The organism is Vibrio sp. RW, from assembly GCF_027587105.1.
In the GTDB taxonomy this organism is placed as follows: Bacteria; Pseudomonadota; Gammaproteobacteria; order Enterobacterales; family Vibrionaceae; genus Vibrio; species Vibrio toranzoniae.
The window spans coordinates 1-21,725 of record NZ_JAPPTM010000021.1 but is presented as its reverse complement, the minus strand read 5'-3'; the positions used below and the strand labels follow the sequence as shown (position 1 = coordinate 21,725).

Genomic DNA, 21,725 nt, shown 5'->3' with positions numbered 1-21,725 from the left:
CTATTCCAAACAGCAGAATGTGAAGGAATAATTATTCCAATTAAAATAAAAAACTCGTTATGATAACGAGATTCGGTCATAGGGAAGGGGAAGAGCGTTTAATGAAAGGCATTGCGAAAGTTAAAGCGTTATTACCAAAACTCTCTCCATCAGATTCGCTGGTGGCTCGTTACGTACTGGATCATCCACAACAAGTTAAGCAACTCTCCTCTCCTGAGTTGGCCAAAGCGGTAGGCGTGAGCCAGTCGACGATCGTAAAGTTTAGTCAGAAACTCGGTTACAAAGGGTTTTCTGAGATGAAGATGAAGCTCTATCAGAGTGATATGACCTATCAGCCAGTGTCACAACGCGGGATTCATGGCACGATCACCAGAAAAGATCCGCCTGATACCGTGATGGACAAACTTCTTGCAAGTAAAACACAATCGCTTGAGCGTACCGTGTTATTAAATGAAGGCGAACAGTTGAGCAATGCCGCTGATTTACTGCACCTTGCTAATAAGGTACAAATCTCAGGAGTGGGTGCATCGTCTCTAGTCGCCAAAGACTTCGCTTACAAACTGATGAAAATAGGTCATGCTGCAAATGCAGAGCAAGATGCCCATATTCAGATTGCTAATACCGCTTCTCTCTCTGAAAATGATGTCTTGGTTGCGATTTCCTACTCGGGAGAAACCAGAGAAGTGGTGAAGGTTGCGCAGCTGGCGAGGTCGAAAAAGGCCAAGGTGATTGTGATTAGTCAGTTATCACCCTCTGCTTTAGACAAATATGCGGATATCAAACTTATCTCTGCGGCTGACGAAAACCATATTCGCAGTTCATCGATTACAGCTCGAGATAGTCAGCTTTTTATTACTGACTTGTTGTTCATAGCGTTAACTCAGCAAGAAGAGCAAGCCGACCAATTAATTGAACAAAGTAAATCTGCAGTAGCGGAATTTAAGCAATAGAAGGAAATGTTATGGGACCGTTGTGGGTTGATGTTGCAGGCTACGAACTGACCGCTGAAGACAGAGAAATTTTAGAGCATCCAACCGTTGGTGGTCTCATCTTATTTGCTCGAAATTATCACGATAGCAAACAGTTATCGGCGTTAAACAAAGAGATCCGTAAAGTTTCTAAACGTCCTATTTTGATTGGTGTTGACCAAGAGGGAGGACGAGTACAACGCTTCCGCGACGGCTTTTCAATTATCCCTGCCGCGCAAGAATTTGCGACCAAGAATAATGGTGAGCAGTTGGCAGAACAAGCGGGTTGGTTGATGGCGGCAGAATTGGTCGCCCATGATATTGATCTGAGTTTTGCGCCTGTTTTAGACAAAGGTCACGACTGTAAAGCGATTGGTAGCCGAGCATTTGGTGAAGATATCGACACTATCGTTCGCCACAGCAGCGCTTTTATTAAGGGCATGAAATCGGTTGGCATGGCAACAACAGGCAAGCACTTCCCAGGACACGGTGGCGTGATTGCTGACTCACACCTTGAAACGCCTTATGATCCAAGAGACGACATCTTTGAAACCGACATGGCGATCTTCAAGGCGCAGATTGAAGCGGGAATATTGGATGCCATGATGCCTGCACACGTGGTTTTCTCTCATTATGATGATCAGCCAGCAAGTGGCTCTCAGTATTGGCTGCAGAAAGTATTGAAGCAGCAGCTTGGGTTTAAAGGTTTAGTTTTTTCTGACGACTTAACCATGGAAGGGGCTGCCATTATGGGTGGGCCAGCCGACAGAGCAAAGGCTGCCTTGAATGCGGGTTGCGACATGGTGTTGATGTGTAATAAACGAGAGGCACAAATTGAAGCTCTCGATCACTTAGCGATTCAAGAGGTGCCTTTAGCCACCTCATTGCTTAAAAAATACAGTTTTGATTTACCGACCCTTCACTCAGATGCTAGGTGGAAAGAGACCTCAGAGACGATCAAGCGAATGCTCGGCAGTGAGTGATAAATAAACACATAATAAATTTAGATAGGGCGATATGAGAAATATCGCCTTTTTTGTATGTGCGAGGCGTGGTTTAGGTCTTTTTATTACTCTGAACAAGTTAAAGTAAGAGTGTAAATTTAAATTTACAGCTAATGTTTTTTTAAATGTACACTTGAAATCGTTTTTTTAGCTGTTATTGTGTTTTTAAAGATTGTTAGCCCAAATGGAAATGTTGGGTGTAAAAATAAATATACAGGTTGGGTTATGCAGAAAAGTGAATTAAGCAATGTCAATATCATCGACGAACAGGTACTGATTACTCCTGAAGAGTTAAAAGCAAAACTGCCTTTGAGTGATAATGCTCGTCGTTTCATTCAAGAGTCTCGTCAAACTATCGCAAACATTATTCATAAGAAAGATCATCGCATGCTTGTTGTATGTGGCCCATGTTCTATCCATGACATTGAAGCGGCGAAAGAGTACGCGAAACGCCTAAAAGCACTTTCTGAAGAACTGAGTGATCAACTGTATATTGTAATGCGTGTTTACTTTGAAAAGCCTCGTACTACTGTTGGCTGGAAAGGCTTGATCAATGACCCTCATCTAGATGGCACTTTCGATATAGAGCATGGTCTGCATGTTGGTCGTGAGCTATTGGTTGAACTTGCTGAGATGGAAATTCCACTCGCAACTGAAGCATTAGACCCAATCAGCCCGCAATACCTAGCAGACACGTTCAGCTGGGCAGCCATCGGCGCGCGTACGACTGAATCACAAACCCACCGTGAAATGGCAAGTGGTCTTTCAATGCCTATCGGCTTCAAAAACGGTACCGATGGCAACCTAGGCACTGCAATCAATGCAATGCAGGCGGCGTCTTCTAGCCATCGCTTCATGGGGATCAGCCGCGAAGGTCAAGTTGCACTACTAACAACACAAGGTAACCCAAATGGTCACGTCATTTTACGTGGCGGTAAGCAGACGAACTACGATTCAGTGTCAGTACATGAATGTGAACAAGAGCTTGGTAAGTCAGGCTTAGATGCGGCACTGATGGTTGACTGCAGCCACGCGAACTCTCGCAAAGATTTCCGTCGCCAACCCCTAGTTGCTGAAGATGTGATTCACCAAATTCGTGAAGGCAACAAGTCGATTATCGGCCTTATGATTGAAAGCCATATTAACGAAGGAAATCAATCTTCGGATATACCTCTCAATGAGATGAAATACGGCGTATCTATAACCGACGCGTGTATCAATTGGGATTCAACTGAGGCACTATTGAAGCATGCACATACGGAATTAGTCCCGTTCTTAGAGAACCGTTTGAAAGGTTAGTCAGAGTTTATATTTAAGTGCCTCATCTAATGGGGCATTTTAAGATCTGTTGCTAACGAACCTGCGTCAGTGCGGGCTTATAGATTAGTACGGGCTTATAAATTAGTAAGGAATAAAATGGCCGTTGAACTGAACGAATTACGCGACCAAATCGATGCTGTCGATAAACAAATGCTGGATTTACTGGCTCAGCGGTTGGCTCTAGTAGAGAAAGTTGGTGAAGTAAAAAGTGAACATGGTTTACCTATTTATGTGCCAGAGCGTGAAGCAGCAATGCTGGCATCTCGTCGTCAAGAAGCCGAGAAAATAGGGGTTCCGCCACAGCTAATCGAAGATATTTTACGTCGTACTATGCGTGAGTCTTATGCCAGCGAAAAAGATTCTGGTTTTAAGTGTCTTAACCCAGAGTTACGTTCAGTGGTTATCGTTGGTGGTAATGGTCAACTTGGTGGCTTGTTTGGCCGTATGTTTAAGCTTTCTGGCTACGAAGTGAAAATCCTTGGCAGCCAAGATTGGGATAGAGCCGACGAGATTTTAGATAACGCAGGGCTTGTGGTTGTTACGGTCCCAATTCACCTAACGGAAGGTGTAATTGCAAAACTGGGTAACTTACCAAGCGATTGTATTCTTTGTGATTTAACGTCGATTAAGTCAAAGCCTCTGCAAGCAATGATGAACATCCACCAAGGCCCTGTGGTTGGATTACATCCAATGTTTGGCCCTGATGTTCCAAGCCTTGCCAAGCAAGTGATTGTTTACAGCGATGGGCGTGGCTCTGAAAGCTACCAATGGTTACTGAATCAATTTGGTATCTGGGGCGCGAGCCTTTGCCAAATGGACGCCGCTGAGCATGACCACGGCATGACATTGATTCAAGCACTGCGTCACTTCACCTCTTTTGCTTACGGTTTGCACCTTAGTAAAGAGAACCCGAACATTGACCAACTTCTGAAGTTAAGCTCGCCAATCTACCGTCTAGAGATTGCGATGGTCGGTCGTCTGTTTGCTCAAGATCCGAACCTGTACGGTGATATTATTCTTTCTTCGGACGAGAATATTGAAATGATTCGACGCTTTCACCGTCGTTTCGGTGAAGCGTTAGAAATTTTAGATGGAAAAGATAAAGCTAAGTTTGTTGATAGCTTTAACCAAGTGAGCGAGTGGTTTGGTGATTACTCACAGCAATTCTTGCAAGAGAGCCAAAGCCTGTTAAAGCAAGCACATGACTCGATTCACCGTGGCTAATTACGGTTTGAATTATAAAAAAGAGCGACCATTTGGTCGCTCTTTTTGTTTGTGTTGAATGACTCCAAAGCATTTGGCCTACAGTAGGCTAAAGCAATTAGATCATCATAGGCCAAACCAACCTGCCCTAATAACTAATAACTAATAACTAATAATTAATGGTTAATAACTAGTTAGTCGCGATAGGCTTTTTAATATCTTCACTCGACACGGTGTCGATGGTCGAACTGATGTAAGGCACGTTTGTCAGGTTTATCTGCAAGCGAACCACATTATCAATCAACTGAACCAACGGGCCCCACTTCACTTTATTTTCTTTTTCAAAAACGTAATTGAAGTTTTCAGGCGTCCAATCCATCAGATATTGAGGGTTCAGTGAGCGACCTAGGAAGCGCACTTCATAATGTAAATGTGGACCGGTTGAGCTACCGGAGTTACCACAGCTTGCGATCACATCACCTTTGCTCACAAATTGCCCGCTACGTACTTTGAATTTCTGCAGGTGAGCATAAGAACTCATGAAACCAAATGAGTGGCGCATGGTTATGAAGTTACCGAAGCCTTTGTTACTTGGGCGAACCGTTTCAATGACACCATCTGCGGGTGCTAAGATGTCTTCACCACGCTTACACGTTAGGTCGATGCCTGTATGAACGTGGCGTTTACCTGTAATAGGGTTAGTACGGCGACCATAAGAAGAAGAGATACGTTGATAAGCCATAGGGCTGTCGTTTGGAATCAAACGGAACATGGTTGCTCTTACTGCTGAATCGACGGCAGCGGCATCAATTCTGTCTTCTAAAGAGACATCATCGGTCAGTAGTTCTTCGTCAGCAAGGCCAAGTACCGATTCAACGTCAAATACACGCTTACCAAGCAGTTGAATCGTGCCTTCTTTCTCTGTCAATGTTTGCGATAGAGAATGATTGGTATCAACTTGTTCAGCATAAAGAAACTCGGTTTGTTCTTTTTCAACAATCAGTGTTTCAATCAACTGTTGGGCATCACCCGCTTGCTGTGCGAGTTCTTGTTTACTCTCGAAGTGCATGTATGCCGCTCCGCCAATTAATAGCGGTACTGAAAAAATCGCAGTGGTGCACATGAGCACGGCTTTTCGGCCGAAGTAAAACGTCTGTTCCCCCTGACTAGAGGGAATAGTAATGGAAACTTTTTTAGACATGGTTCTGTACTAATTAGATGCTTTTAATAGAAAAAAGGTAACTGAGATCTTATTCACAACCTAAGTCGGTAAGGTGTTTAATCTCTCTATAAAGCAATTCATCATCGCCAACATTAAGTTCCACAAGGCGCTTAAGGTGACTGATACTATCAATATCTAAATGCTCTATGCGTAAACGCATTGAGGTATTGATGGTAGAGACTATCGTTGCTTCTAACTGAATATTGATATCACTGCTTGTCAGCGTAAAGCTGACCTGAACAGGAATATTGTCGCTGAGTTGTTGTAATTCATTACATTGAATGAGTAGGCCATGAAGAGATAAGTCTTGTATTGAGCCAGATATGTTTACTTGTCCTTGTGACAATTTTACTGGGACTTGATAAACAACTCGTGAAAACTGACGTCTTTCTATCATAACGAATATCTCTATATCAATGTGTAATACGTAATTCAGATATATCAAAGGCCGCTATTATCGCGGCCTTTGTTCAGAATACAAGCTAATTTACTTAGATATACGCTTGTACTTGATGCGGTGTGGTTCCGCCGCTTGAGCGCCCAGAGTCTGTTTTAGCCACTCAGTGTACTCAGTGTAGTTACCTTCGTAGAAGTTAACTTGACCTTCATCACGGTAGTCTAAGATATGGGTTGCAATACGGTCAAGGAACCAACGGTCATGCGAGATAACCATTGCACAACCAGGGAACTCAAGCAGTGCTTCTTCAAGAGCACGTAGCGTTTCAACGTCAAGGTCGTTGGTTGGTTCATCGAGTAGCAGTACGTTACCACCTGCTTTTAGCAGTTTCGCTAAGTGAACACGGTTACGTTCACCACCAGAAAGCTCACCGATGATTTTCTGTTGGTCGTTGCCTTTAAAGTTGAAACGAGAGCAGTATGCACGCGCAGGGATTTCGAAGTTGTTGATCTTAATGATATCAGCGCCTTCAGAGATTTCTTGGAATACTGTCTTGGTGTCGTCCATACTGTCACGGAACTGATCAACAGAAGCAAGCTTAACGGTTTCGCCGAGTTCAACTGTACCTGAATCTGGCTGTTCTGCACCGCTTAGCATCTTGAATAGTGTTGATTTACCCGCACCGTTGGCACCCACGATACCGACGATAGCGCCTTTAGGCATGCTGAACGATAGGTCGTCGATAAGAACGCGGTCACCAAACGATTTAGTTAGGTTGTTCACTTCAAGAACTTTGTCACCTAGACGCTCACCCGGCGGGATGAACAGTTCGTTAGTTTCGTTACGCTTCTGATATTGACCAGTAGTCAGTTCTTCAAAACGAGCCATACGAGCTTTAGACTTAGCTTGACGGCCTTTAGGGTTTTGACGAACCCATTCAAGTTCTTTCTCGATGGTCTTTTGACGTGCGCTTTCGCCCGCTTTTTCTTGCTTAAGACGCTCGTCTTTCTGTTCTAGCCAAGATGTGTAGTTACCTTCCCATGGGATACCTTCACCACGGTCAAGTTCTAGGATCCAGCCAGCTGCGTTGTCTAGGAAGTAACGGTCGTGGGTAATTGCCACAACAGTGCCACTGTAATCAACGAGGAAGTGCTCAAGCCATGCTACTGATTCTGCATCCAAGTGGTTGGTTGGTTCATCAAGAAGCAGCATGTCTGGCTTCTCAAGAAGTAGACGACAAATAGCAACACGACGACGCTCACCACCTGATAGGAATTCAATTTTCGCATCCCACTCAGGAAGACGAAGTGCGTCAGCAGCACGCTCTAGAGCGGTTTCTAGGTTGTGGCCGTCTTTTGCTTGAATCAGTGCTTCTAGTTCGCCTTGCTCTTTAGCAAGTGCATCGAAGTCTGCATCTGGTTCTGCGTAAGCTGCGTAAACTGCGTCGATACGCTTAAGTGCGTCAGCAACGTCAGAAACCGCTTCTTCTACGATCTCACGCACTGTTTTTGATTCGTCTAGTACAGGTTCTTGCGGTAGGTAACCGACTTTAAGACCTTGCTGTGCACGAGCTTCACCATCAATATCAGTATCAATACCAGCCATGATACGTAGTAGGGTAGATTTACCTGAACCATTTAGACCCAAAACACCGATTTTAGCGCCAGGAAAAAAGCTAAGAGAAATGTCTTTAAGAATTTGACGCTTAGGTGGAACCGTTTTGCTCACCCGAGACATGGTATATACGTATTCAGCCATTGCCGATCGATCCTAATTATTGTTCAAAATTGTCTGCTATTTTATACCAATATCCCCAAAGATGTTACTCCTAGGGCAGAAAAGGCATTCTTGAAGGAATCCTTACCTATTATTGTCACATTGGTCATTAAAACTATATTTAATGATCTTCTGAGGTGAAGTGTTAAATATTAATAATATTTACACTCAAATCCTTTACATTTGATGTGAGGTCGGGCGTAAATAGATTTCACGTATTCATACACGCACTAAGGAAAGAGCGAATGTTTTTCCGAATTGGTAATACGAAAATTGCTGTGGTTGCATCGGCAGTTTTGTCTTCATTTTCACTGGCTCCGATGGCTTTAGCGAGCAATGCATCCGAGCTTGAAATGCAGCGTGATGTTTATGATAGAGCGCAAGAGGTTTTAGACAACCATGATCTAAAAGCCTATTCCGCGCTACGTAACAAGATTCAAACATATCCTTTAACGCCTTATACCGATTATCGAGCTTTTCTTATTGGCTTAGGAGAGCGTACACCTGCTGAGGTGGATGCTTTTATTGAACAGAATAAAGCACTACCATTTTCTAATCGTATGCGCGCACCTTATTTGGATTCATTGGCTTTTCAAAAACAGTGGCAGACCATCCTTGAGTTTCAAACTAAAGAACCTGTTGGTGAAAAATACCAATGTATCTATTACCGAGCGCATTACGAACAAGGCAATCAAGAGCTTGCTTTTAAAGGGGCTAAGCAACTTTGGTTAAGTGGTAGTGGTGTTGATGACGCCTGTGATCCTCTGTTTGAGAGCTGGGATCAAGCGGGTTTAAGAACGGATGAGCTGATACTAGAAAGGATGTTGTTAGCGTTCGAAGGTCGCAGCGGTAAATTGATGACTTATCTAATTAAGCAATTAGATAGTGATGAGTCAATTGCCCAAGCGAAACAGATGAAGGCGTTGTACAACAAACCCGAGGATGTCCTCGCGTTCGCTAAAAAGCATCCTGAGAATGAATTTTACCAAGCTCAAACCGAGTTTGGTTTCGAGAAATTGGCAAGGAAGTCAGCAAGCAGTGCTCAGGAGGTGTTTGATGAGGTCATCAAGGCTCAGAAGTTCTCGAAAGAGAAATCTCAAGAGCTTGCCGATTACCTAGCATTTCGTTTGATTAATACGGATTCTGAAGAGTTGATGGCGTGGCGAGACAAAATACTCGTGAGTTCATCAAAACAAGTGTTGCTTGAACGACGTGCTCGTTTAGCGATTCAGCATGCAGATTGGACTGGTTTACAAGACTGGATAGCACGCTTGGATGATAAACATCAAGCTTCGCTTCGCTGGCAATATTGGCTGGGCAGAGCTGAGATAGCGTTAGGTGATACTGCCAAAGGCAATAAGCGACTAGCCGATATTTTAGGTAGGCGTAATTTTTACAGTGTCGCGGCGGCTAAACAGTTAGGTAAGCCCGTTCAATATCCGACATCAGTACTCAAATACAATGCTGAGATGATGAAGCCGTTCGACACCTCTTTGGTTCGTATTGGTGAGTTGATTGACCGAGATAAAATTGCGGCAGCGAAGAGTGAATGGCGTTGGTTATTAACCAATGCGGACAAAGAGCATAAGGCGATGTTTGCTGCCCATGCCGCGACACAGCGTTGGAATCACTTAACAGTAACGGCGAGTATTGCAGCGAAGATGTGGGATAACCTCATTCTGCGTTTCCCTGTTGCCCATAAATGGTGGTTTAATTTCTACGCCGAAAAGCACGATATTGATCCCATCACTTTAATGGCTTTATCGAGACAAGAGAGCGCTCTGGACTCAGAGGCACGCTCTCCTGTTGGGGCCCGTGGTATCATGCAAATCATGCCGAAAACGGCTCAATACACGGCTAACAAGCATCAAATTAAGTATCAGGGTAGCGATGATCTTTATGATGTTGGCAAGAACATTGAGATTGGTAGTCACTATTTAGATGGTTTACTTTCTCAATACGACAACAACCGTATTTTTGCTTTGGCTGCTTACAATGCCGGACCGAGCCGAGTGAGGCAGTGGCGTTCGCGCAGTGACGAAAAGCTCGATGCGTATGCCTTTATTGAAATGATCCCTTTTAAAGAGACTCGTGGTTACGTCCAAAACATCTTGATGTTTGAAGCTTATTACCGAGATATCTTAGGAGTGAAGGGGGAATTCTTGGCTCCTCATGAGGTAAAAACGAAATACTAATACTCGGTGCTTTGTCCTAAATTGAGTGGTATCGAAAGCAGTGAGTGCGAACCATTTGCACTTACTGCTTTTTTACATTGGATTACATCAAGTGTTTAGGTATAAAGTGTTGAACGCTTTTAATCATTAAGCGAATACTTAAAGTCATAATTTTAAAGTAAGTGTAGAGATATGACATCAAAACCTGAATATGATAATTGGCAACAACTAATGGACTTGGTAAAAATAGCGGCTGAAAAAGATCAGCATGAGTTGTTGTTGACCATGATGATGACCTCTGACGAACGCGATGCTTTGGTTGCTCGAGTAAACATCCTTTGTGAACTTATGAAAGGGGAGATGTCTCAGCGTCAAGTGAGTCAAATGCTTGGAGTCGGTGTGGCGACTATCACAAGAGGCTCGAATGAGTTAAAAGCCAAATCTGAACAAGAGAAAGCCGCTATTGCCGAACTATTGCTGAAGTAAATACTGAATAATGTCAGTTCGAATCTAACAACAAACGCTAACGAAATGTTAGCGTTTGTTGTTTCTATATAGCACTGTTTGACTTCTTGAGGTTGTAAAGAGGGTTGTTCGTATGACTAGTTATCGGGGAAATGTTCAGGGTTTACAAATGGGATCAATGCTAAGATCAAAGCCTGATGATATACCGAGCTGCGCGAGAGTTGGTTGTGTGTCAGCAGACCAATCGCCCCACCTTTTTGCTTGATGTTGTCTGTACCGAAGACTTCATCCATTACATCGCCTAACTCGTTTGCATGTTCTAGCTTCTCAAGTACCGCAGGTGGCAGCATCAGACTTGCCGAGCGTGACTCTCCACGCTGACCATTCGCTTCAATCACCATCCATGCAAAGGTAACACTGTCTTCTATTCCAGCTTCTAGACCAACATAAAAGTCCGCATCCGACTGCGCTTGAATAGCGTTGTGCACGCGGTTCACTGCACCTTGATAGGTTTCATCATTGCTCATAGGTTGTTCAGCAACCCCGCTGGGTACGCTAACGCCGATGAATTCGAATTCAGTATTAGGAAAAGCAGACAAGAACGCGCTTTTAACAGCGTTAACTTTAGCTGGGTTCAGTGATGCAATGACGACGGATTTCATGTGTTGGATTCTTACTATTGTTGATTAGATTGAGTTGATGCTGTCGGTACCACTCATGCAGTTCTTCTAGTGGCATGGGTTTACCAAAGTAATAGCCTTGCAGCATATCGCATTGTGCTTCTTGCAACCACTGATGCATATCTTTTGTTTCTATACCTTCGGCTGTTACCTTTTTGCCTTGAGCATGGCACAGCTCGATAATCGGTTTCACGATGTTTTGATTATCGGTCTTAATCAAGGTATCCAAAAATGCTTTATCCAACTTGATTTTCTGAGTTGGGTACTGCACCAGTTGAGTGATAGAGGTGTAACCAGAGCCAAAGTCATCAATCGCTAATCGGTAGCCCATCCTAGACAGCTCGTTGAGCAGAGGGAAGCCTTGCGAATTTGAATAAAAGGTTTCCGTGATTTCAAAATCAATCAAGCTTGGCGGAATAGTATTCATTTTAGCCTGTTCATCAATGAAGTCAGCAAGGTGTGTGGTTTCAATCCCGGCTGAAGATAAGTTAATCGACAGTTGAATTGAATGGGTAAATTGAGCCTGAAGTCGATGAAAAGAAGCAAAGGCATTCTGTATCACCCAGCAATCAACCATCTCAAATAACCCTGTTTGCTCGGCAATAGGAATGAATTCATCGGGCGGAACTAGACCAAGCTGCTTTGAATGCCAACGTAGTAAGACTTCAACGCCAATAATATGGCTTCCTGTTGAATCCATATAGGGCATATAAACGAGCTTAAATTCATCATCAAAGTTTTTGTCCCTGAGTGCGCGTTCAATATTTGCTTGGCGTTGAATCACTTTGTCTAAATCTCGTGAATAGTCAGCAAATTGGTTTTTGCCGGCACGTTTGGCTTGATACATAGCGGTATCAGCATTAGAGAGTAACTTTTCGATTGAGTAACCATCGTTAGGATACGTTGCAATGCCGATACTGACCGTAATTGGAAAGCTCCCAGACTGAGTAACAAAGCCTTTTTGCAGTGGAGTCAGTAAGTCATCAGAAAACCTATGGGCGATGTTTCCTTTGTCAGTTGGAGCGTTAATGTACACTACAAATTCATCTCCAGAGAGTCGTGCGGGCATACAATGAGCATCGAACTCTGTTTTATAATGGGTACAAATAGCGGAGATACGCTTGGCAAAACAGACCAGTATCGAGTCACCGATTTGATGTCCGTATTTGTCGTTTACAAACTTGAAGTTGTCCAAATCGAAATAGAGTACCCAAGTTTCGGTGTTGGAGCTTGGTTTCGGAAGAGATTGTTGAACAAAGGTTTGGAACTGATGTCTGTTCGCTATTTGGGTTAATTGATCATTCTCTGCTAAAAGCTTGGTTTGTTGGTAGGTATTATCTAGCTCTTGGTACATGTCATAAAAACGCTGTGATAGGCGGCCAAGCTCATCGCGAGTGCCCAAGCGTTCAATGTTCTTGCGCTGCTTTTTTTCTACTTGTTGTAACTGTCGATCGAGTCGTGTTATCGGAGTAATAACATTGCGAGACAAGAGTATCAGCAGTAAAACGACAGTGATAAAAGCCGATAGTGCAAATGACAAACTTAGCTTGTTCCAAATGGAGTTAAGCTTGTTCTCTAATAGAAACTGTGCAGGATCTACTGTGGCATATAGTTCAGGTGCGAGTTTTACTGAATGGGTGACCCCATTTTCTAGAGAAACTGCAACTGGTGTAAAGAACAGGCTTGTTTGATAGTCGAATTCTATTTGTTTTCTCAACGCAGTAAATTTGTCGAGAGAGACGGATGCGACAACAAAGAACACATCGTTGAATTGATGACTTGTGGTTGGGGAGGCCATTTCATTATCTAGCATTTCATAGTGGACCAACATTCCCTCCCCTTGAGAGTTTTGTATATAGTTGGTACTCGATGTCTCTAAGGTATCTTGATAATGTTGATCAACGAACTCCAATATATTTTCATCAATCTGGGCTAAAGAGTCGTCACTATTGTCTGCGTAATAACTGAGTTTACGATCGCTATCGAGTATCGCTAATCCAGTATAACTTTCATCGCCATCTTGTAAGAAATATATGGCTTCTCTAAGGTTATTGACCAGTTTAAGATCGCGAGATAAATTTTGTTCAGTGAGAAAATAACGCTTCACCATGTCACTTTGGGTCAAGGTATAAGCGTAGCTATGCAGAAATGACCGAGATTGTCGAAAATGCCCGGCTAACTTCTCCATGTTGAGCTGTAGAACGTTGTTTTCACGTTTAATGAAGCTGTTTTTCTGAGTTGAATAAATAATATAGCTAGAAGCAGCGGCACTGATCAGGATCACTGGGGCTATCAGTAGTAATATTTTAGTACTTAGCTTCATAGTTAATGACAACACTATTTATAATTCAGCGCTTGAGTTTATGTTACTTAATGTTCACTCGCTATTAATTAAACGTAGTTCGATGCATTCCTGTGAAGGGAATTAGATTTTTGTTCTATTGTTAGCGATGTCATGAATGAAAGGCGTAATTGGATAGCAAGATTTTCGAGGTGAGGGGTACCTGCAGGCCTGAGAACAGCCTGCTAACGAATAACTAATTGAGATATAAACAAAATATCACTTCTGTCTTTCGCCCAATATGTTCAGTTATTGCGTTAGCAGCGATTTTATTTTACTTATTGACCTACAGTTGGCGAAATACTCCGTCTACTACTCGTAGATGAATGCTTACGATAACTTAACCTGAGTCGCTTTGATGTTTTCACTTGGGTAACAACCCAATACTTTCAAGTGACGAGTAATGGCTGTCAGTTCGGTTATTGCTTGTTGCATCTTATCTGAATCCAGGTGTGCTTCTAAATCCACATAGAACATCTCTTCCCACGGGTTACCCATGATAGGACGAGACTCCAGTTTCGTCATATTGATACCTAAGCGCTGTAAAATCAGTAGTGTTTCGACTAAAGAACCTGCCTCTTGAGAGGTCGACATGATCAGTGTCGTTTTTGCAGGGATTTGAGTCGACACTTCAACAGGTTTACGAGCTACTACGATGAAACGAGTATGGTTTTCAGTTTGGTTTGCAATATTGCCTTGGATTGCTTGTAGGCCGTAAAGCTTTCCGCTAGATGCATTACCAATAGCGGCAACATCATCGCCATCTAGCTCTTTTACTTTTTTCATTGCATCAGCGGTGCTTGCGCATGACTCGAGGTTCACCCCTTTAAGACGACTTAAAAATTCGCTGCATTGCTGATGGGGCTGTGGGTGCGAATAGAGTGTTTTGATGTCTTCTAAACGAATATCACTTTTCGCCACTAGGCAGTGTTCGATTGGTTGGGAAAGCTCACCAACGATGTAAAGCGTCGTGTGTTGCAGTAGATCATAGACTTCGTTAATTGAACCAGAGCTGGTGTTCTCGATAGGCAGCACACCGTAGTCGGCGTGACCTGATTCTACAGTTGATGCTACCTCTTTGAAATGATTGCAGTTTAGCTCAATTAACTCCATATTCTTTCGGCTAAAATATTCACGGCTTGCCAGGTGAGAATATGATCCTTTAGAGCCTAAGAACGCAACACGAGCGAGTGGCTTACGGCTTTGTGGGTTCGCAAGATTTTGCAAGTATGACTGTTGCAGCAACACGGAATCTTCGATGATAGTGTGGAATAGCTTAGTGATGTACTGCGCGTCTAATTCATATTTATTTTTACCGTTGTTGATCAGCTTTACTAATAGTTGTTGCTCTCGTACTGCGTCTCGAACAGGCTTTGATGTTTCTACTTTGCTTTTCGCTACTTCGATACTTAGCTTGCGTCGTTCTGAAAGTAATTTCAGTAGTTCGTCGTCTAAATCATTTAGGCGAAGGCGGATATCATCCAGTGAAATTGAGCAGTCAGTCATAAATGTGTCCTTATAAAAAAGCCTCCCTAATGTGGGAGGCTTCTTGTTCGTTTTTGACTTGTTTTTCTAAAACGACCTAGCCTCCGATTTACGGAAGAAAAAAGAAGTCAAAAATAAACAAAGATTGAGTGTGCATAAAAAGTGATTGTTTTATGAATGTTTAAACACAATAAGCAAGCGAGCAACGAGCGTCAAGCAAAAAAATAGCGCCCTGAGGCGCTATTTTTTAATCTGTTATCTTTCCTTATTCTACTTCAGCTTCTAGCTCTTCGATTTCAGGCTTTTCAGCGCGGCGCGCTTCAGGTTTATGGCGCAGCTTATTGAGTTGACGCTCTAATTTTTGTTCTACTTCGTTGATAGCTACGTAGAGGTCGTCATGAATTGATGAAGCAACAAGTTGGCCTTTTGGCACCGTTAGAACGGCTTCAAATTTTTTCTTCTTGTTTGGTTCTTCACTAAAGCTCGCTTGGCAGCCAATGATGTCTACTTGCCATTTATCCAGCTTCTTAAATTTGCTTTCTATGTGATCACGGATTGCAGAGGTAATGTCGATATTTTTACCAGTGATATTTATTTTCATAGAAGTTTTCCTCTGTTGTATCCCTCATGGGTTAACTTCAGATTACGTCTTTTAGGAATAAAGAATGTGATGTAGATCTTGTTTTTGTTGGGTGAAATGAGCATTAAAATCAAATGTGATCTCACGCAAGTCTTGGTGTCTTTTTGTTGGAAAATACTTGTTATCCCTATGAAAAACGATAACTTGGAAACGAGGCTTCGCTAAAAATTCATACGGTTTTTAGGGGAGTTTTATCGCTTTTTGAAAGTGTTTGGTGAAAGCTTTCTCAACCGATCTTTATGACTTAAATCACAACAAAGAAGCCCCTGAATTTAGTAAGCAAAAGCCGCACAAGAAACTTGTGCGGCTTTTGTGTTTTCTAAGCCTCGTCTGTCGGTACTGTGATTAGTAAGCTCTGTGACAGGACGCTGGCTAATCGTCTCAGGATGACAAATAGGTGCGCTTTTTAAATTTATATAATTAATTGATTAAGGTAGTGGGTTTAGCTCAATTAATTTCTCTGTTCTTGCTACCGCATCTTCTAGACCAATTTTTTTATAGGCTTTTAGCTGTATTTCTAAAGACTTACGGGCTGCAATGGTATCTGGGTAAGTCTTTTGTAGCTCTTGTGTGCGGTTTACTGCTGCAATCCACGCTTCACGCCTTAGGTAGAAATCAGCCGTTGCTAGGTCATATTCCGCTAGGCGGTTTTTAAGTGCAAACATGCGTTTTTGTGAATCTTCAGCATAAGGGCTGCTAGGGAAGCGTTCGAGCAATCGCTTGAAATCAGCAAAGGCAAGCTTCACTGGTTCTGGATCTCGGTCACTTCGATCGATATTAAAAATATCGTGCATGAAATTTCGATCTTGCGCCATGTGCGTTAAGCCGCGCATGTAAAGAACCCAATCTTGTTTTTCATGAGTTGGGTTTAAGCGTAGGAATCGTGAGATGGTGGCAAGTCCGAGTGCCAAGTCATCATTTTTGTAGTACGCGTAAATCAGATCGAGCTGTACTTGCTCGGAATAGGCGCCGAAGGGATAGCGAGAGTCTAAGGCTTCTAGCTTTTCGATTGCAGAAAGCCAGCTACCGCTCTGCAGTGACTCTTGAGCGTCAGAGTAGAGAACCGATGGTGGTACATCTGGCACTATCTCTTCACTACTTGAACAACCAACCAAGAGTGATACGGCTAATAGACCCGATAAAGTAAGGTGTTTCATGTCAGGCGTCGATTCCTTGAATTAAATATTTCGTAAGCTTCCGTTACTTTCTAACCAGTAACAGATACAATGATGCAATTATTCTATTTTATCCATACTAATGGGTATTAGTCTCACGGTTTTTAAAAAAGTTCGATATGGCTCAGCAGATCACATTAACAGACACAGTAAAAAGCAGCCAGTTAGGTCAACGTTTAGACCAAGCTGTCGCTGAACTATTTACCGATTTTTCTCGCTCTCGTATTAAAGAGTGGCTTCTTGATGGCAAAATCCAAGTGGATGGTGAAGTTATCACTAAGCCACGTGTTAAGGTTTTAGGTGGTGAGGAGATCATCTTGCAAGCTGAACTTGCAGATGAAGAGCGCTGGGAAGCACAAGATATTCCTTTAGACATTGTCTATGAAGATGATGACTTATTGGTGATCAATAAACCTCGCGATCTGGTTGTACACCCGGGAGCAGGCACGCCGGATGGAACCATACTAAACGCATTGCTTTTCCATTATCCTCAGATCGCAGAAGTACCTCGTGCGGGTATTGTGCACCGTCTTGATAAAGACACCACTGGCCTTATGGTTGTGGCTAAAACGGTTCCAGCTCAAACTCGTCTAGTGCGTGCTCTTGCTAAGCGTCGTATCACTCGTGAATATGAAGCCATTGCAATTGGTAAAATGACCGCTGGTGGTGTGGTAGAGAAGGGCATTAGTCGTCATGCAACTAAGCGTACATTAATGGACGTGAACGAATTAGGAAAACCAGCGGTAACTCACTATCGTGTTGCAGAACACTTCCGTGAGCATACTCGTATTCGCTTACGTCTAGAAACGGGTCGTACTCACCAAATCCGTGTTCATATGTCATACCTTCAGCACCCGCTGCTAGGTGATGTTGCATACGGTGGTCGTGCTCGTATTCCAAAAGGTGCATCTGAAGAACTAACGACAATGATTCGTTCTTTTGACCGCCAAGCACTACACGCCGTTATGCTTAAATTTGTTCACCCTATTACAGGTGAAGAAGTTGAATTTCACGCTCCTGTGCCAAATGACATGGTCGTGATGGCTGAAGCGTTACGTATTGATGCTCGCGAAAACTTAGAAGACGACATTTAATCATGTCGATGATCATCCCTAACTGGAATGCCCCCCAAAACGTCAAAGCGTTTGCTTCGACGCGTGTTGGTGGTTTTTCTAGCGATGCGTATCAAGGTTTAAACTTAGGTACACATGTTGGGGATGATGCTTCATTTGTTGAAAACAATAGAGTATGGCTCAAGCAACAAGCTAACATGCCTGCTTCACCGATATGGTTAAATCAAACTCACTCAACAGATGTCGTTACGGTTTTAGAACCGACGACAGATATTATCGATGCTGATGGTGCATTTACCACTGCAAAAGGTGTTGTATGCTCTGCGATGACGGCCGATTGTTTACCGGTTATCCTCACTGATACTAACGGTACGCAAGTTGCTGCGGTTCATGCAGGTTGGCGTGGTCTTGCTGGTGGTATTCTTGAAAATGCAGTCGCAAAGTTCTCAAGTATTGATAAGGCTAACCAAGTTATCGCTTGGCTTGGTCCTGCTATTGGTGAGGATGTGTTTGAGGTAGGTAACGATGTATTGGACGCTTTTGTTCGTTTTGACCCTCAAGCGAAATTAGCATTTAAAGCCAAATCTGAACCTGGCAAGTGGTTAGCAAACATGTCTCAACTCGCGACTCAACGATTGCATAAAGCTGGCGTGACCTCAGTGACAGATTCGAATCTGTGTACATACGCTGATTCAGATGCTTTCTATTCTTATCGTCGAGATGGTATTACTGGGCGTCAGGCTACTTTTATTTGGTTAGAGTAACCTCTAGCGACCGCAAATGGCCATCCAGCTCATTTATATTTTCATATAAACTCTATTCTTCATTCTTATCCCTTGAAAACCCTCGCTCTCGTATCCATCTTTTAGTCATAAGATCAATATCTCTAAGAGTAAGAAGGTTGATATGCGTCTCGATCGATTCACTAGTAAATTTCAAATTGCGATATCTGATGCTCAGTCACTCGCATTAGGTCGTGATCATCAATATATAGAACCCGTACACCTAATGGTGTCATTGCTAAATCAAGATAGTAGTGCGATTCGTCCACTGTTAACTATGTTGAATGTTGATGTTGTTCAGTTACGTTCGAAATTGAGCGAAATGTTAGATCGAGTGCCGAAAGTAAGTGGTATCGGTGGCGATGTTCAGCTCTCCAATTCAATGGGAACGCTATTCAACCTATGTGACAAGGTCGCGCAAAAGCGTCAAGACAGCTACATCTCTTCGGAAGTTTTCTTGCTTGCAGCCATTGAAGACAAAGGCCCTTTAGGTAACTTACTTAAAGAGCTAGGTCTTACTGAACAAAAGTTATCTCAAGCTATCGAGCAAGTTCGAGGTGGTCAAAAAGTTGATGACCCAAATGCGGAAGATAGACGCCAAGCACTAGAGAAGTTCACCATTGATCTGACTGAAAGAGCAGAGCAAGGCAAACTAGATCCTGTGATCGGTCGAGACGATGAAATTCGACGTACTATTCAAGTTTTACAACGTCGTACTAAAAATAATCCAGTTATTATCGGTGAACCTGGTGTGGGCAAAACCGCAATCGTAGAAGGTTTGGCGCAGCGTATTATCAATAATGAGGTGCCTGAAGGGTTAAGAGGTCGACGAGTACTTTCATTAGATATGGGATCTTTGATTGCCGGAGCCAAATATCGTGGTGAGTTCGAAGAGCGCTTGAAATCGGTTCTTAATGAGTTATCCAAAGAAGAGGGCAATATCATCCTCTTCATTGATGAAATTCATACTATGGTGGGCGCGGGTAAAGGCGAAGGCTCTATGGATGCCGGTAATATGCTAAAACCAGCATTAGCTCGTGGTGAACTTCATTGTGTCGGCGCAACAACACTTGATGAATATCGCAAGTATATAGAGAAAGACCCTGCATTAGAGCGTCGATTCCAAAAAATACTGGTCGATGAGCCAACGGTCGAGGATACCGTAGCTATCCTAAGAGGTTTAAAAGAGCGTTATGAGCTTCACCACCACGTAGAGATTACTGATCCTGCTATTGTTGCTGCGGCGACTCTATCTCATCGGTACGTATCGGATCGTCAGTTACCAGATAAGGCCATTGATTTAATTGATGAAGCGGCTTCAAGTATTCGCATGCAGATCGATTCAAAACCTGAGTCATTGGATAAATTAGAGCGGAAAATCATTCAACTGAAGATCGAACAACAAGCTTTAACCAACGAAAACGATGAAGCTAGTGAAAAGCGGCTCCGTACATTGCAAACTGAGTTGACCGATAAAGAGCGAGACTTCGCAGAGCTTGAAGAAGTATGGAATGCGGATAAAGCGGCCTTATCGGGTACGCAACATATTAAGTCAGAGCTAGAACAAGCTCGTATGGATATGGACTTTGCAAGACGTGCTGGTGACCTTAATCGTATGTCAGAGCTTCAATATGGCCGTATTCCTGAATTAGAGAAACAACTGGATCTAGCGACTCAAGCTGAAATGCAAGAAATGACATTGCTTCGTAATAAAGTCACTGATGCTGAAATCGCCGTAGTGCTGTCGAAACAAACGGGTATCCCGGTGTCCAAAATGCTAGAGGCTGAGAAAGACAAGCTTCTTAAAATGGAAAGTGCTTTGCATAAGCGAGTTATAGGCCAAGCCGAAGCCGTCGAAGTGGTGTCGAACGCCATTCGCCGTAGCCGTGCGGGTTTGTCTGATCCGAACAAGCCCATTGGTTCTTTCTTATTTCTTGGTCCTACAGGGGTGGGTAAAACAGAACTGTGTAAAACATTAGCGAACTTCATGTTTGATAGTGAAGATGCCATGGTACGTATCGATATGTCTGAGTTCATGGAGAAGCACTCGGTTGCTCGTTTAGTCGGTGCACCTCCGGGTTATGTTGGGTATGAAGAGGGTGGGTATCTAACAGAAGCGGTACGTCGTAAGCCGTATTCGGTAATTTTGCTGGATGAAGTTGAGAAAGCTCACCCAGATGTTTTCAACATTCTATTGCAGGTTCTTGATGATGGGCGCTTAACCGATGGTCAAGGTCGTACTGTAGATTTTAGGAACACGGTAGTCATCATGACATCTAATCTTGGTTCTGCTCGTATTCAGGAGAATTTCAATACGCTGGATTACCAAGGAATAAAAAATGAAGTGATGGAAGTAGTAGGGAAACATTTCCGACCTGAGTTTTTGAACCGCGTTGATGAAAGTGTTGTATTCCATCCATTAGATCAAGAACACATTCAATCAATTGCTTCTATTCAGCTTGAACATTTAAGTAAGCGTATGGAAGGCAGTGGATATGAACTTGAAGTTTCAGACAAAGCGTTGAAGTTTATTGCTCAAACTGGCTTCGATCCTGTTTATGGTGCAAGGCCTTTGAAGCGAGCAATCCAACAAAGTGTTGAGAACCCGTTAGCGAAAGCGATACTTGCTGGCAAAATAAACCCAGATAAGAAAGTACAGCTATTAGTAAACAACGATAGAATTATCGTGCACCAATAATTTAACTACTAACAATAGGTACGATTGCCGAAACTATGGCCTAATCGTACCTATTTTAGGTGATTTGCTTGAATAATGTTCGAATGGTCACCTATAGCGGATTTTTTTCGTTTTTGGCCTTGTGCAAAGGATTATTCTCTTTATAATGCGCCTCCGTTGCCAAGGGAAACCAAGTGGTTTCAATTGACTAACAAGATGGTAATAAGCATTTAAAATGCTTTAAAAAACTAGTGAAAAAGTGTTTGACACTGAAATCCAATTCGCTAGAATGACCGTCCACTTATGAGAGGCTCCTTACTAAAAGGAATCTTAAATAAGTAAA

Annotated in this window: 17 protein-coding genes and 1 other annotated feature; of the genes, 9 read left to right on the top strand and 8 right to left on the bottom strand. The window is 42.9% G+C overall.

Annotated elements, in window-relative coordinates; genetic code table 11:
- Positions 1-101: 101 nt before the first annotated feature.
- The 4 genes from OCT63_RS16275 (at position 102) to tyrA (ending at position 4,516) form a co-directional block, all read left to right on the top strand.
- The gene (locus OCT63_RS16275) at positions 102-950 is read left to right on the top strand and encodes a MurR/RpiR family transcriptional regulator (protein ID WP_137007634.1); all 849 of its coding nucleotides are present in this window, start codon (positions 102-104) and stop codon (positions 948-950) included.
- 11 nt (positions 951-961) lie between these two features.
- A complete protein-coding gene (gene nagZ, locus OCT63_RS16270) occupies positions 962-1,951 on the top strand; it encodes a beta-N-acetylhexosaminidase (protein WP_161678835.1) in 990 nt (329 codons plus the stop codon).
- Between the two features lie 246 nt (positions 1,952-2,197).
- The gene (locus tag OCT63_RS16265) at positions 2,198-3,271 is read left to right on the top strand and encodes a 3-deoxy-7-phosphoheptulonate synthase (protein WP_060467218.1); all 1,074 of its coding nucleotides are present in this window, start codon (positions 2,198-2,200) and stop codon (positions 3,269-3,271) included.
- A 117-nt stretch (positions 3,272-3,388) separates the two neighbouring features.
- Positions 3,389-4,516 (top strand): bifunctional chorismate mutase/prephenate dehydrogenase, encoded by a 1,128-nt coding sequence (gene tyrA, locus OCT63_RS16260; RefSeq protein WP_060467219.1) that lies wholly within the window; start codon positions 3,389-3,391, stop codon positions 4,514-4,516.
- A gap of 169 nt (positions 4,517-4,685) precedes the next feature.
- On the opposite strand, the gene OCT63_RS16255 is transcribed toward tyrA, so the two are convergent.
- The 3 genes from OCT63_RS16255 to ettA all read right to left on the bottom strand — a co-directional run bounded on the left by OCT63_RS16255 (position 4,686) and on the right by ettA (position 7,872).
- A complete protein-coding gene (locus tag OCT63_RS16255; RefSeq protein ID WP_060467220.1) occupies positions 4,686-5,696 on the bottom strand; it encodes a M23 family metallopeptidase in 1,011 nt (336 codons plus the stop codon).
- 49 nt (positions 5,697-5,745) lie between these two features.
- Positions 5,746-6,114 (bottom strand): PilZ domain-containing protein, encoded by a 369-nt coding sequence (locus OCT63_RS16250; RefSeq protein ID WP_060467221.1) that lies wholly within the window; start codon positions 6,112-6,114, stop codon positions 5,746-5,748.
- Positions 6,115-6,204: 90 nt separating this feature from the next.
- On the bottom strand, positions 6,205-7,872 hold the full coding sequence (gene ettA, locus OCT63_RS16245) for an energy-dependent translational throttle protein EttA (protein ID WP_017629779.1): 1,668 nt from the start codon (positions 7,870-7,872) through the stop codon (positions 6,205-6,207).
- Between the two features lie 263 nt (positions 7,873-8,135).
- On the opposite strand from ettA, the gene OCT63_RS16240 reads away from it, so the two are divergent.
- On the top strand, positions 8,136-10,085 hold the full coding sequence (locus OCT63_RS16240) for a transglycosylase SLT domain-containing protein (RefSeq protein ID WP_161686282.1): 1,950 nt from the start codon (positions 8,136-8,138) through the stop codon (positions 10,083-10,085).
- A 171-nt stretch (positions 10,086-10,256) separates the two neighbouring features.
- Complete coding sequence (gene trpR / locus OCT63_RS16235; protein ID WP_161672906.1) at positions 10,257-10,550, top strand: trp operon repressor; 294 nt, start codon at positions 10,257-10,259, stop codon at positions 10,548-10,550.
- A gap of 116 nt (positions 10,551-10,666) precedes the next feature.
- On the opposite strand, the gene yjjX is transcribed toward trpR, so the two are convergent.
- From yjjX to OCT63_RS16210, 5 genes are all read right to left on the bottom strand, one after another.
- The gene (gene yjjX / locus OCT63_RS16230; protein WP_060467224.1) at positions 10,667-11,191 is read right to left on the bottom strand and encodes an inosine/xanthosine triphosphatase; all 525 of its coding nucleotides are present in this window, start codon (positions 11,189-11,191) and stop codon (positions 10,667-10,669) included.
- Positions 11,154-13,532 carry a bifunctional diguanylate cyclase/phosphodiesterase gene (locus OCT63_RS16225; RefSeq protein WP_269984063.1) on the bottom strand — a complete coding sequence of 793 codons (2,379 nt, stop codon included), beginning with the start codon at positions 13,530-13,532 and terminating at the stop codon, positions 11,154-11,156. The genes yjjX and OCT63_RS16225 overlap by 38 nt, the downstream gene beginning before the upstream one ends.
- A 348-nt stretch (positions 13,533-13,880) precedes the next feature.
- On the bottom strand, positions 13,881-15,056 hold the full coding sequence (gene pheA / locus OCT63_RS16220; RefSeq protein ID WP_060467226.1) for a prephenate dehydratase: 1,176 nt from the start codon (positions 15,054-15,056) through the stop codon (positions 13,881-13,883).
- Between the two features lie 12 nt (positions 15,057-15,068).
- Positions 15,069-15,190: a sequence feature (Phe leader region), on the bottom strand.
- A gap of 110 nt (positions 15,191-15,300) precedes the next feature.
- Positions 15,301-15,636, bottom strand: coding sequence for a ribosome hibernation-promoting factor, HPF/YfiA family (hpf, locus tag OCT63_RS16215; protein ID WP_060467227.1), 336 nt, complete (start codon positions 15,634-15,636; stop codon positions 15,301-15,303).
- Positions 15,637-16,103: 467 nt separating this feature from the next.
- Positions 16,104-16,832, bottom strand: a complete 729-nt coding sequence (locus OCT63_RS16210; protein ID WP_060467228.1) for an outer membrane protein assembly factor BamD — start codon at positions 16,830-16,832, stop codon at positions 16,104-16,106.
- A gap of 137 nt (positions 16,833-16,969) precedes the next feature.
- On the opposite strand from OCT63_RS16210, the gene rluD reads away from it, so the two are divergent.
- From rluD to clpB, 3 genes are all read left to right on the top strand, one after another.
- The gene (rluD, locus tag OCT63_RS16205; RefSeq protein WP_065676749.1) at positions 16,970-17,944 is read left to right on the top strand and encodes a 23S rRNA pseudouridine(1911/1915/1917) synthase RluD; all 975 of its coding nucleotides are present in this window, start codon (positions 16,970-16,972) and stop codon (positions 17,942-17,944) included.
- A gap of 2 nt (positions 17,945-17,946) precedes the next feature.
- Positions 17,947-18,687, top strand: coding sequence for a peptidoglycan editing factor PgeF (pgeF, locus tag OCT63_RS16200; RefSeq protein WP_060467229.1), 741 nt, complete (start codon positions 17,947-17,949; stop codon positions 18,685-18,687).
- Positions 18,688-18,829: 142 nt separating this feature from the next.
- Positions 18,830-21,403 carry an ATP-dependent chaperone ClpB gene (gene clpB / locus OCT63_RS16195; protein WP_161672910.1) on the top strand — a complete coding sequence of 858 codons (2,574 nt, stop codon included), beginning with the start codon at positions 18,830-18,832 and terminating at the stop codon, positions 21,401-21,403.
- The last annotated feature ends 322 nt before the right edge of the window (positions 21,404-21,725 follow it).